The organism is Streptomyces sp. HUAS MG56 (assembly GCF_058673395.1).
The window spans coordinates 9,416,869-9,429,027 of the sequence record NZ_CM178722.1 but is presented as its reverse complement, the minus strand read 5'-3'; the positions used below and the strand labels follow the sequence as shown (position 1 = coordinate 9,429,027).

Below are 12,159 nucleotides of genomic sequence, written 5' to 3'. Positions count from 1 at the left end.
ATTCGCACGCGTCCCGGGGCCCTCCGGCGATCCGTGGAAGCGCTCTAGGGGAATCTCTAGCCTCGGTCTTTCGTACGGGCCGCCGACCATGTGCGGGCATGCCGAAGGCCCGCGTGTCGTTTCGGTCGGACACCGGGTGAAGGCGTGATGCCCGGCCGGGGACGCCGATGCCCCCACGCCGTGGCGGGGGGGCACCTGGGCGAGCGGGCGCGGGGCTCAGCCGGCCGCGGCCACCGTGGCGTCGTACAGCGCGTCGACGATCCGGTCCACCTGGAGCGCGGTCACGATCAGCGGCGGGGCGACGGAGAGCACCGGGCCCTCGCTGCGTACGACGACCCCGGCGCCGAGGCAGGCCTGGCTCACCTGGGCGGCGCGGGCGAAGGAGTCGAACTCGACACCCGCAAGCAGGCCGACGCCCCGTACGTCGCTGACCCCGTCCAGTCCCTTGAGGCGGTCCACCAGTTGCCCGCACAGGCGCTCGCCCATGGCGGCCGCGTGGTCGATCAGCCCCTCCTCCTCGATGGTGCGCAGCACGGTCAGGGCGACGGCGGCGCCGAGGGCGTGTCCGCTGGTCGTGTGCCCGTGGCGCAGGCCGCCGAGCATCGGGTCGCCGGCGAACACGTCGGCGACGGCCGTGGTCATGGTGACGGCGGCGAACGGCACGTATCCGGCAGCCAGTCCCTTGCCCGTGGTGATCACGTCGGGACGGATGTCCTCGCGCTGGTGTGCGAACCACGCCCCGGTGCGGCCGAGTCCGGTGGTCACCTCGTCGACGACGAGCAGGACCCCGTGGCGGTCGCAGATCTCCCGGACGGCGCGCAGATAGCCGGCCGGCAGCGGGCGGATGCCGCCCACCCCGAGGACCGGTTCCACGAAGAACGCGGCGACGTTCTCCGCGCCCTGCGCGACGATGGCCTCCTCCAGCGCCTCCGGGCCGGGCCGGGCGTCTGCCGCGGAGCCGGGCGTGGGGATCTGGACGAACCCCTCGGGCAGCGCCCCGCAGCCCGTCCAGGCGATCGGCGAGGCCGACATCGCGGCGGCCGCGACGGTGGTTCCGTGGTAGCCGTCGGCGAGTGAGATCACGGTGGTCCGCCGCGGCTCGCCGCGCAGTGCGTGGTACATCCGCACGATCCGGATCGCCGCCTCGGTGGCCTCCGAGCCGGAGTTGCAGAACAGGGTGCGTTCGAGGGGCTCGCCGAGCAGTTCCGCCAGCCGGGCGGCGAGCAGGACGGCGGGCTCGTTCGACGAGCCCAGAAGGGCGTACGTCATCAGCCTGCCGGCCTGCTCCTCGATCGTGGCCAGCACGCGGGGATGGCGGTAGCCGAGCGTCGCGTTGAACTGGCCGCTGCGGCCGTCCAGGTACGTGCGCCCGTAGGAGTCGGTGACCTCGCAGCCCCGGCCCTCGACCAGCACCAGCTGGTCGCCGATACCGTGCGGGGTCCAGGGGTGCAACAGGTGGCGGCGGTCGAGTTCGGCCAGTTCCTCGCCGGTGCGGGTCTGCGGTGCGGTGTCGGTCATCGGCACAACTCCAGGTATGACAGGTAGGGGTCGGGGCGTACGGCGAAGGCCGGGGTCACCAGCGCACGGCGGCCGCGGCGGCGAAGTCACCGGCGTGCGCGAAGCCGGACAGCACGACGAGATCGCCCTTGTCGATCTTTCCCTCGTCGCGGGCCTGGGAGAGCGTCACCGGGATGCCCGCGCCGAAGAGGTTGCCGTACCGGTCGAAGGTGTCCGGGTGGCGTTCGGGCTTGAGGCCGAGGTCCTCCCGCCAGTTGTGCAGGAACATCCGGTTCGGCTGGTTGGTGACCAGCAGGTCGATGTCGGTGGTGGGGGTGCCGAGGCGTTCGCACAGCTCCCGGGTCACCTGGGGCACGAGCTGGTTGCCCCGCGCGACGATCTGCTTGACCTTGCTGTCGGTGAAGCCGATGTCGATCTCTCCCTCGCCGGGTTGCCAGTACTTGCGGGTGTCCACGGAGAGGGTCATGTCGTTGGCGTACTCGACACCGTGATGTGTCACCACGTCGAGGATCGGCGACTCGTCGCCCGCCTTGAGGAAACCGACGCCGCAGCCGTCCCCGGGCACCGGGGCGTGCTTGCGGCCCCTGAGCTCGGGCCGGGCGAAGAGCTGCCCGGCCGTGTTCTGCACACAGCAGATCAGGGCGGTGCGGGCCTGGCCCGAGGCGATGAGGCCGCGGCCGAGCTTCATGAGGTACACGAAGGCGGCACAGCCGCTGTTGTGCACGTCGATGATCCACTCGGGTACGGGGTCCAGCCCCAGCCGGGCCACGATGTCGGCGCCGGCTCCGGTGAACGCCCGGTCCGGGAGCGAGACGTTGGTGAGGACGACGTCCACCGGGCCGTCGCCCCGCTCGCGCCGGCGCTCCAGCATCGGCAGGGCGGCCGCGACCGCCATGTCGGTGGCGCTCTCGTCCGGCGCGGCGTGCCGCCGGGCGGCCGGCGGGCTGAACATCGCGCCCTCGGTGTCCTGGACTTCCTGATCGGTGTAGAACTCGGTGCCGACGCTGCGTTCGGGCAGATAGCTGTCCACGTCGACCAGGCTGACGGGGATCATTCGCCCGCCTCCGGCGCGGTGGCGACCGAGACCGGAAGGCCCCGGCTGCTGCGGTATTCGAGGATCCGTTTGAGGTTGTCCAGCTCGATGCGGTGGCCGGCGTAGAACAGCGGCCACAGGTCGCCCACCCAGATCCGCTCCGGGTCCGGGGACAGTTCGGGATACGGGTTCTTGTCGTAGTGGGGGTGGTGGCAGTTGGTCCAGATGACCACCGAACCCGGCTTGCCGAGCACCTGTTCGGCCGGCACGATCCGGAACAGGTAGATCATCCAGAGTTCCTCGCCCTGGTCCCAGGCGCAGTGGTAGTCGAGTGTGAGCGCCTCGCGGTTGGGCCGGAGCCGCATGAATATCCTGGTGTCCTCGGCGAGGGTGTCCCAGCCGACGTAGAGCCCCTCGGTGCCGGTCGGCCGGAACGACCGTGTGCTGACCGAGTACTCGTCCAGGCTGTTGATGTCGCTGAGGTAGGCGAAGACGTCCTCGGGCGGGCAGTCGATGTACTCCTGGATCGTGCAGAACTGCCCGTACACCTCGTCGTGCGGGTACTCGGGCCGGGTCCGGGCGGTGGCCTCGGCGATGAGCTCGGGCACGCTGTTCGTCTCGCACCGGACGAGGCCGGGGATGTCAGCCAACTGGTGTGACGCGGTCGTCATGGTGTGCTCCTGCGGGGGTGGGGCGGTCGTCGATCAGACGGAGGAACGGCACGAACGGGGGCAGCTCGTCCGGGTCGGACTGCACACAGACCAGAGCCGGGCCGGTGCGGTCGTTCGTCGTGAGGAGGGCGCGGCGCAGTTCGTCGGCCGTGGTCGCCGTGACGGCCGGGAGCGAGGGGAACATGGCCCGCGCGCCGGCCGCGATGTCGGCGGGCTTGAACGTGTTGTACGAGTAGTCGGCCTCGAAGAGGAGTTGCTCCCGGGTCACGCACATCCCGTGGGCGTTGTTGTTGAAGACGACGAAGGTGACGGGCACGTCGTGTTCGACGGCGGTGTGCACCTCCATGCCGTGTGCGTAGAAGCCCCCGTCGCCGGAGATCACATAGGTGCGCCGCCCGGTGGCGAACGCCGCCCCGATGCCGGCGCCGAAGCTGTGTCCCATGCCGCCCATGCCGAGGGCGAGGACGAAGTTCCCGTGCCGGGGCACGGTCAGGTGGTGGATGACCGCCGAGCTGGCGTTGCCGGCGTCTGACACCACGGTGGCGTCGTCGGGGAGGGCGGACTCGATGGCCCGGACCGCGTCGGTGAGCCGCACGCCGGGGGTGTCGGGGCGGGGCGCCGCCAGGTACTCCGGGCCGCCGCCCGGCAGTTCGCGGCCGATCGAGGTCCGGGGCAGTGCGCCGAGCAGGTCGTCGACGGCTCTCAGTTCGGTGCGCAGGTCGCCGTCCACGTGGACGACCGGTACGCCGTCGCGGTGCGGGCCGGTGAAGGGCGGCTCGGGGTCGTAGCAGATCAACGGCGTGTCCTGGAGGGCCGGTTCGAGTCCGGTGCGGGCCATCACCGGCAGCCGGGTGCCGACGAGCACGCATACGGCCGCCTTCTCCAGGTGGCGTTGCACCGACGGGTGCCCGATCGCGCCGGCCACGCCCACGAAGCGCGGGTCACGGTTGTCGAAGGCGTCCTTGGCCTCCGGCGTCACGGCCACCGACGCGCCCAGCCGGCGGGCGAGTTCGGCGACCTCCGCGCGGAGGTCCGCGCGTCCGACGCCGTCCCCGGCGATCAGCAGGATGTCCGCCCCGCCGGTGACGGCCTCGGCCAGCAGTGCGGCCGCGGCCGCCCGGTGCGCGGCCGCGGGGGCCTGCGGCTGCGGGGTCAGCAGGCCGGCGAGGGGAGGGAGTCCGTCCGCGGGCGCCTGCTGGACGTCCTTGGGCAGCAGCAGGACGGCCGGTCCGCGGTGCGGTCCTCGGGTGGCGGCGATCGCCTCGGCGAGCAGCGCGGCGGTGTCACCGGGAGTGTCGACCCGGGCGCAGAAACGCGAGATCGGGGCGAACAGGCGGACCGCGTCGAAGGCGCCCGCCCGGCCGCTGGAGTCCTGGAAGGCCCCGCGGCCCTCCAGCGGGCGGGGCGGCTGGCCGATCAGGGCGAGCACCGGGACGCGCGCCGCGTACGCCTCCGCGAGGCCCGGGACCAGGTTCATCGCGCCGGCCCCCGAGGTCGCCATGGCGACGCCGAGTCTGCCGGACGTGCGGTGGTACCCCTCGGCCATGGTGGCGGCGGAGAACTCGTGTTTGGCGACGACCGCCCGGACGGCTCCGTCCGAGAGGTGGGCGGCGTCGTAGAGGTCCTCGATGTTCGCGCCGCCGACTCCGAACACATGGTCAGTTCCCCGTGCCGCCAGGGAAGAGATGATGTAGTCGGCGACGCGTGGGGGACCGTTTCGCATCTTCGTCTCCTCGGGGTCGACGAGCATCCCCGCAAACGTCTCTTGTCGGCCGGGTCGGAAGGCCACAACGTAGCCCGGCTTCCGGCCACCGCACGCCCGGTCCGGGGCGGTCTGGAACATCCACTAGTGTTCCCCGCCCGCGGCGAACGCGGCGCGGCGGCCGGGGCGTGCCGGCCGCGGCGTGACGGCGGCTCATAGCCAGTGCACGGGCCTGCCGCAAGGGGCGGCGGTCTAGGCGAATGCTCGAATTCGAGCAGGCAGGCTGTGCGTGCGGCTGTCCGCTGCGCTTCCTTCGGCGTGGGGGTGCGCGCCGGCGCCCGGCCCGGTCGATCACGCACACGGTCGCACTCCCGAATCGAGAGAAGGGCGAATCGATGACTCCGACAACCGCGCCCGCGTCCGCGCGCGGCGAGGAGGCGGACACCCTGGCGGCGCTGGCGGTCTCCGCGGCGGCCGTGGACGGCGGTGTGCTGAGCGACGTGGAACTCGCGGCATGGCTGGAGGACCGACGGCACACGCAGCCGCAGCGCGTGGAGCGGGTTCCGTTCGCGGAGCTCGACGGCTGGCGCTTCGAGCGGGACACCGGCGACCTGCGGCACGCGAGCGGCCGGTTCTTCGCGGTGCACGGGCTGCGGGTCCGCTCGGACTTCGGGCCGGTGCCGGCGTGGGACCAGCCGATCATCGACCAGCCCGAGATCGGCATCCTGGGCATCGCCGTGCGGGACTTCGGCGGCGTACCGCACCTGCTGATGCAGGCGAAGTCGGAGCCGGGCAACGTGAACGGGATGCAGCTGTCGCCGACCGTTCAGGCGACGAAGAGCAACTACCTCCGGGTGCACGGGGGTTCGGCCGTCGCGTACCTGGACTGTTTCCGCAGTCCCGAGCCGGGCGCGGTGGTGGCCGACGTCCTGCAGTCGGAGCAGGGTTCATGGTTCCTCCGCAAGAGGAACCGGAACATGATCGTGCGGGTGGGTCCGCAGGTGGAGGCGGGCGAGGACTTCGCGTGGCTGACGCTCCGCCAGGTGAACATGCTGCTGCAGCAGGACAACGTCGTGAACATGGACGCCCGTACGGTGCTGTCGTGCCTGCCGGACTGGCGGGCGGACGCCGCCGCGGTGACCGGATCGCTGCACTCGGACACCGAGGTGCGCAGTTGGATCACTCGGCGCCGGGCCGAGCACGAGGTGAGCGTGACGCCGATCGGACTCGCGCGGACCGAGGGCTGGCGCCGCGGCCCGCACACGGTGTCCCACGTGGACGGACGCCACTTCAGCGTGGTGGCCGTGGACGTCATCTCGGGCCGCCGGGAAGTGGCCGCGTGGTCGCAGCCGCTCGTCGAACCGCACGGGACGGGGATCGCGGCGCTGTTCGTGCGCCGGATCGAGGGGGTGCCGCACGTGCTGCTGCGGGCACGGGCCGAGGCCGGGTTCCTGTCGGTGGTCGAGCTGGGCCCGACGGTCCAGTGCACCCTGGAGAACTACTCCCATCTGCCGCGCAAGTCGTGGCCGCCGTATCTGGACGAGCTGCTGGACCGGCGCGACAAGGCCGTGTACGACGTGCTGTTGTCCGAGGAGGGCGGGCGTTTCCTCAACGCCCAGAGCCACTACGTGATCGTCGAGGTCGAGGACGAGACACCGCTGGAGTCGGAGGAGTTCCGCTGGGTGTCGCTGCGTCAGGTCGACGAACTGCTGCGGCACAGCCACAACGTGAACGTCCAGGCGCGCACGCTGATCGCCGCGCTGAGGTCGCTGTGAGCGCGCCGGCGGCGCGGCCGCTGCGTCTCGGCGCGATCGGTACCTCGTCGATCGCCTGGCGGCGGGTCCTGCCGACGGTGGCCCGGGCGCCGGAGTGGGAGCTGGTGGCCGTCGCCGGACGCACGCCGAAGAAGGCGGCCCGCTTCGCGGAGCACTTCGACTGTGCCGCCGAGGAGGATCCCGGGGCCCTGCTGGAGCGGTCCGACGTGGACGCGGTGTATGTGTCGGCCCCGACGTCCCTGCACCGTCACTGGGCCGAGCGGGCGCTGCTCGCCGGTAAGCACGTGCTGGTGGAGAAGCCGATCGGTGTCGACGCCGCTGAGGCGCGTGCCCTGTGCGCGCTGGCGGCGGAACGCGGACTGGCGTTGCGGGAGAACTTCATGTTCCTGCACCACCCGCAACACGTCGGAGTGCGTGAGCTGGTGGCCGACGGCCGCCTGGGACGGCTCGCCTCCTTCAGTGGCGCCTTCTGCATTCCGCCGCTGCCGGAGGACGACATCCGCTACGCCGCCGAGCTCGGTGGCGGCGCGCTGCTCGACGTCGGGGTGTACCCGCTGCGGGCCGCCGTGCTGCAGCTGGGCCCGGGACTCGACGTGGCCGGCGCGACACTGCGCACCCGGGCCTCGGACGGCCTCGACCTGTCGGGACAGGTGCTGCTCGCCTCGCCTTCCGGGATCCTCGCCGAGCTGGCGTTCGGCTTCGAGCACACCTACGCGTCGACGTACACGATGTGGGGCGACCGGGCACGGTTGACCGTGACCCGGGCGTTCACTCCGCCGGCCACCCACCAGCCGCTGCTCGTCATCGAGGAGCAGGATCGCGAGGAACGGAGGACGCTGCCCGCCGCCGACCAACTGGCGCTGCTGTTGCAGGAGTTCGCGCACGCCGTCCGCGCGGGCGGCGGAGATGCCGGACAGCACACTGACTCGATCGCCATGATGGAGCTGGTGGACGCCGTCCGTACGACGGCCCGGCGGATTCCGGTGCGCTGAGACTTTTGTACTTTAGGAAAAATCACGATCACGATCCGGCTAACCTGAAACCATGATGGCCAGGACAGTCAACGAGCAGACCAGAACATTCACGCAGAATGCACGGCGGGCGCAGATAGTTCAGGCGGCAATCGAAACACTCGCCGCATCCGGCTACACAAAGGCATCCTTCAGTAAGATCTCGCAGCAGGCCGAGCTCAGCAGCACGGGGATGATCTCGTACCATTTCTCCGGAAAGCCCGAGCTTTTCGCGGAAGTCGCCCGCGCCATCATCGAAAAGGCCGAAAACATAGCGGACTCACGCATGGGCGACGAGCGTACGTATCGCGGCAAGCTGAGCGCGTACATCACGTCCAGTTTCGACTTCGTCGAGCGCTACCCGATCCACACCCAGGCGCTGACCGAGGTCGTCAGGATGGTACGGGACCGCCAGATCACCGGTCTGGAGGGTATCGAACGCAGCATCATGTCCGTGGACCGGCTCATCGTTCTCCTCGAACAGGGTCGTGACGCCGGGGAGTTCGGCAGCTTCGACTGTCTCACCATGGCCTTGGCGATCCGCGGTGCCATCGACACCGTCCTGTGCCGTCATCTGTCCCACTCCGCGATGGACCTGGAGCGGTGCGCCCGTGAATTGACGGTCGTGTTCGACCGCTGCACCACGCCCGTGTAGTACCAAGATTGGCCGAAAAGCTGCACGGCCACCACTCTGGAGCACATCTCATGACCTCCCCCACACCCCGCTCTGAGTCCTCGGCGCCGGCGGCGCCACCTTCCGCGGCCTCACCCCCCACCCCATCCGAAAACCCGTCCTCACCCTGGGCTTTCGTGATCACCGTCGGCTGCGACGTGGTACTCCCCGTCGGGCTCTATTACATAATGCGCGGCGCCGGAGCTGGTGAGATCACCGCTCTGCTGCTCAGCGGATCCGCGCCCGCTCTGCACACCCTCTACTCCGCGATTCGCCATCGAAGGCTGGACGCGATCGGGGTATTCACGCTCGCGCTGCTGGTGGTGAGCGCGGTGGCTTCCCTGCTGGCCGCGGACCCACGCCTCGCCCTCGCCCGCAACGGCCTGTTCACCGGGCTGGCCGGAATCTGGCTGCTGGTCACCCTGTTCACCGCGCGCCCCTTCACCTACCAGGCGCTGCGCTCTCTGCTGCCCGGGAGAAGCGAGCAACTGGAACGGACATGGGAGTCCGACGCCTCGTTCCGCCGCGTATGGCGCGGCCTGACCGCGCTGTGGGGCATCGGCCTGCTGTGCGACGCGCTGCTCCGGCTCATCATGGCCTACACCCTGCCCGTCGACACGGTGCCCGCGCTGGACGGCGCCCTGTACGCGGTGTCGTGGATCCTCCTCCAGGTGATCACGCAGGTCGTGCTCCACCGCACCCGCACGCTCGCCAAGGTCATGGGTGACCGCAGGCCGCGCGGCCCCGCCTCCGTGCCGGCCTCCCCACAGGACGACACGAGCGGCTGACGAACCGCCCCACACACTGCCGAGACGACCGTGACCGGGCCGACGACGGCCCGGTCACTCGCGTATGCCGTGCCGTGACGTGCCTCGCCGCGACGGCAGGCCGCTTCGGCGTCCGTCCGCGGTGTGGCACCGGATGCCCTCGGCAAAGCCGTTGCGGATGTGGGGTTTTCCCCACACTGCCCTCCGCGAGGATGGGAGGGCCCCACCGGACGCGGCGTCGGTACCCGCCGCCCGGCCGGGGCCCGTGGTGTTCCGGATCGTTGGCCGGTGCCGCGGGCCGTCGCGGCCGGCCGGTTCGCCGCGGTGTCCGTGTGGTGCGGATCCGTTCCGTTCCGCCCGACCGTCTCCGGGCGGGACGGCCGGTTCCGCGGGATGCCGCGACAGCGGCGTCCAGGGGCCCGTCGACGCGTCGGATCACGCCACATGCGCACAGTCACTACGCGTGCCGCCAGGCACTGAACGAGGAGGTTCCCGGCCATGGACGCTGGGCTCAAGCGCGAGCTGGAGGAGAAGGTCCTCTCCGGTGAGCGGCTGTCCCGTGAGGACGGCATCGCCCTGTACGAGTCGGACGACCTGGCCTGGCTGGGCGGTCTGGCACACGAGGTGCGGACCCGCAAGAACGGTGACGTCGTTCACTTCAACGTCAACCGGCACCTCAACATGACGAACGTCTGCACCGCGTCGTGCGCCTACTGCTCGTTCCAGCGCAAGCCGGGCGAGCAGGACGCGTACACGATGCGCATCGAGGAGGCCGTCCGGCTGGCCAAGGCGATGGAGAACGAGCACCTGTCGGAACTCCACATCGTCAACGGCCTCCACCCGAACCTGCCGTGGCGCTACTACCCGCGCTCGCTGCGGGAGTTGAAGAAGGCGCTGCCGAACGTCGGTCTGAAGGCGTTCACGGCGACGGAGATCCACCACTTCGAGACGATCTCCGGTCTGACCGCGTCCGAGATCCTCGACGAGCTGATCGACGCCGGCCTCGAATCCCTCACCGGCGGCGGCGCCGAGATCTTCGACTGGGAGATCCGCCAGCACATCGTGGACCACCGCACCCACTGGGAGGACTGGTCCCGCATCCACCGGCTGGCGCACGAGAAGGGGCTGAAGACCCCGTGCACCATGCTCTACGGCCACATCGAGGAGCCCCGCCACCGGGTCGACCACGTGCTGCGGCTGCGCGAGCTCCAGGACGAGACCGGCGGCTTCCAGGTCTTCATCCCGCTGCGCTACCAGCACGACTTCGTGGACATGAAGGACGGCAAGGTCCGCAACCGCCTCCAGGCGCGCACCACCATGGCGACCGGCACAGAGGCCCTCAAGACCTTCGCGGTCTCCCGGCTCCTCTTCGACAACGTCCCCCACGTCAAGGTCTTCTGGGTCATGCACGGCGTGCAGACCGCCCAGCTCGCCCTCCAGCACGGCGCCGACGACATGGACGGCTCGGTCGTCGAGTACAAGATCACCCACGACGCCGACAACTACGGCACCCCGAACAAGCTCACCCGCGAGGACCTGCTCGACCTCATCCGCGACGCGGGCTTCCGCCCGGTCGAGCGCAACACGCGCTACGAGATCATCCGCGAGTACGACGGCCCCGACCCGGCCCGGCGCGAGTCGCCGCAGCCGATGCGCGTCTGACCCCCGGACCGGCCACCGCGGCCGGACTCCCCCCTCGTGTACGGCGTGCACGACTCCCCCTGTGTGCGCGGTGCGCGCTCCGCTCGGCCCCGGGCGGCTGTGCGCGCACCGCGCGCACACCATGACGACACTGCCAGGCAGGTGTTTATGTCCCCGCAGACGACCCACGACGAGGACCTGGAAGTCTGGATCGACCAGGGCCTGTGCACCGGCGACGGAATCTGCGCCGAGTACGCGCCCGAGGTGTTCGAGCTGGACATCGACGGGCTCGCCTACGTCAAGAACGAGCAGGACGAACTGCTCCAGGAGCCGGGTTCGACGACCCGGGTCCCCCTGGAACTGCTCACCGACGTGGTCGACTCGGCCAAGAAGTGCCCCGGCGACTGCATTCACGTACGCCGCGTCTCCGATCAGGTCGAGGTGTACGGCCCCGAGGCGGACGACTGAGTCCGCCGCCTCTCCGGCGGCCGGATCCCACCGCCCCGGTGGTCCGGCCGCCGGGCCCGCTCACCTCGACACTTGGGAAGGACCCACACGCCCGATGAGTTCCACCACCGACAACCTGTGGATCCGCAGGTTCCGGCCCTCGCCCGAGGCCGCCGAGCGGCTGGTCTGCTTCCCGCACGCGGGCGGCTCGGCCAGCTTCTACCTGCCGGTCGCCGCCGCGCTCAGCCCGGACGTCGAGGTCGCCGCGATCCAGTACCCCGGCCGCCAGGACCGCAGGCACGAACCCGGGCCCGCCTCGGTGGCCGAGCTCGCCGACCAGGTCAGCGCGGCCCTCGCGGAATGGGACGACGACCGGCCGGTGACCTTCTTCGGGCACAGCATGGGCGCGGTCGTGGCCTTCGAGGTGACGCGCCGTATGGAGCGCACCGGGTCCGGCCCCGTCCGGCTGTTCGCGTCCGGGCGCCGCGCTCCGTCCCGGGTCCGGGACGAGCATGTGCACACGCTCGACGACGACGGGGTGATCGCCGAACTGCGCGCCCTGGCCGGCACCGACGCCCAGGTCCTCCAGGACGAGGAGCTGCTGCGCATGGTGCTGCCCGCGATCCGCAGCGACTACCGGGCCGTCGAGACGTACCGCAGCGCGCCCGGCGCGACGGTGCGCTGCCCCGTGACCGTCCTCACCGGCGACGCCGACCCGCGAACGTCGCTGGAAGAAGCCCGCGCCTGGAGCGAGCACACCGAGACGGAGTACGACCTGCGGGTCTTCTCCGGCGGGCACTTCTTCCTCTCGGAGCGGCCGGCCGAGGTGCTGGCCGTACTCCGCGAGCACTTCGCCGCGCCGGTCCGCACCGTCTGACCGCGCACCCCTCGTCCTTCCTCCCCTCGACCCGCTTCGGGAGTC

11 protein-coding genes are annotated in these 12,159 nt (G+C 70.9%); 7 read left to right on the top strand and 4 right to left on the bottom strand.

Going from position 1 to position 12,159, the window contains the following annotated elements; genetic code table 11:
* Positions 1 to 216 precede the first annotated feature (216 nt).
* The 4 genes from AC4OXY_RS43370 to AC4OXY_RS43355 are packed head-to-tail and all read right to left on the bottom strand — an operon-like array spanning position 217 to position 4,945.
* Positions 217 to 1,518, bottom strand: coding sequence for an aminotransferase family protein (locus AC4OXY_RS43370; RefSeq protein WP_491992461.1), 1,302 nt, complete (start codon positions 1,516 to 1,518; stop codon positions 217 to 219).
* A gap of 55 nt (positions 1,519 to 1,573) precedes the next feature.
* Positions 1,574 to 2,572: a 3-oxoacyl-ACP synthase III family protein gene (locus tag AC4OXY_RS43365; protein ID WP_356039429.1), complete on the bottom strand. Its 999-nt coding sequence runs from the start codon at positions 2,570 to 2,572 to the stop codon at positions 1,574 to 1,576.
* Positions 2,569 to 3,222 (bottom strand): SRPBCC family protein, encoded by a 654-nt coding sequence (locus tag AC4OXY_RS43360; RefSeq protein WP_356039432.1) that lies wholly within the window; start codon positions 3,220 to 3,222, stop codon positions 2,569 to 2,571. The genes AC4OXY_RS43365 and AC4OXY_RS43360 overlap by 4 nt, the downstream gene beginning before the upstream one ends.
* Positions 3,194 to 4,945, bottom strand: a complete 1,752-nt coding sequence (locus AC4OXY_RS43355; protein ID WP_491992460.1) for a thiamine pyrophosphate-binding protein — start codon at positions 4,943 to 4,945, stop codon at positions 3,194 to 3,196. Before AC4OXY_RS43355 ends, AC4OXY_RS43360 begins: the two co-directional genes overlap by 29 nt.
* Positions 4,946 to 5,319: 374 nt before the next feature.
* On the opposite strand from AC4OXY_RS43355, the gene AC4OXY_RS43350 reads away from it, so the two are divergent.
* The 7 genes from AC4OXY_RS43350 (at position 5,320) to AC4OXY_RS43320 (ending at position 12,114) form a co-directional block, all read left to right on the top strand.
* A complete protein-coding gene (locus AC4OXY_RS43350) occupies positions 5,320 to 6,699 on the top strand; it encodes an NDP-hexose 2,3-dehydratase family protein (protein WP_491992459.1) in 1,380 nt (459 codons plus the stop codon).
* Positions 6,696 to 7,691 (top strand): Gfo/Idh/MocA family protein, encoded by a 996-nt coding sequence (locus AC4OXY_RS43345; RefSeq protein ID WP_491992458.1) that lies wholly within the window; start codon positions 6,696 to 6,698, stop codon positions 7,689 to 7,691. Before AC4OXY_RS43350 ends, AC4OXY_RS43345 begins: the two co-directional genes overlap by 4 nt.
* Before the next feature lie 52 nt (positions 7,692 to 7,743).
* Positions 7,744 to 8,364, top strand: coding sequence for a TetR/AcrR family transcriptional regulator (locus tag AC4OXY_RS43340; RefSeq protein WP_356039443.1), 621 nt, complete (start codon positions 7,744 to 7,746; stop codon positions 8,362 to 8,364).
* 155 nt (positions 8,365 to 8,519) lie between these two features.
* Positions 8,520 to 9,170, top strand: coding sequence for a VC0807 family protein (locus tag AC4OXY_RS43335; protein ID WP_356039445.1), 651 nt, complete (start codon positions 8,520 to 8,522; stop codon positions 9,168 to 9,170).
* A 477-nt stretch (positions 9,171 to 9,647) separates the two neighbouring features.
* Positions 9,648 to 10,811 (top strand): aminofutalosine synthase MqnE, encoded by a 1,164-nt coding sequence (gene mqnE, locus AC4OXY_RS43330; protein WP_402069073.1) that lies wholly within the window; start codon positions 9,648 to 9,650, stop codon positions 10,809 to 10,811.
* A 147-nt stretch (positions 10,812 to 10,958) separates the two neighbouring features.
* The gene (locus AC4OXY_RS43325) at positions 10,959 to 11,258 is read left to right on the top strand and encodes a ferredoxin (RefSeq protein ID WP_356040627.1); all 300 of its coding nucleotides are present in this window, start codon (positions 10,959 to 10,961) and stop codon (positions 11,256 to 11,258) included.
* A 94-nt stretch (positions 11,259 to 11,352) separates the two neighbouring features.
* Complete coding sequence (locus tag AC4OXY_RS43320) at positions 11,353 to 12,114, top strand: thioesterase II family protein (RefSeq protein WP_356040624.1); 762 nt, start codon at positions 11,353 to 11,355, stop codon at positions 12,112 to 12,114.
* The last annotated feature ends 45 nt before the right edge of the window (positions 12,115 to 12,159 follow it).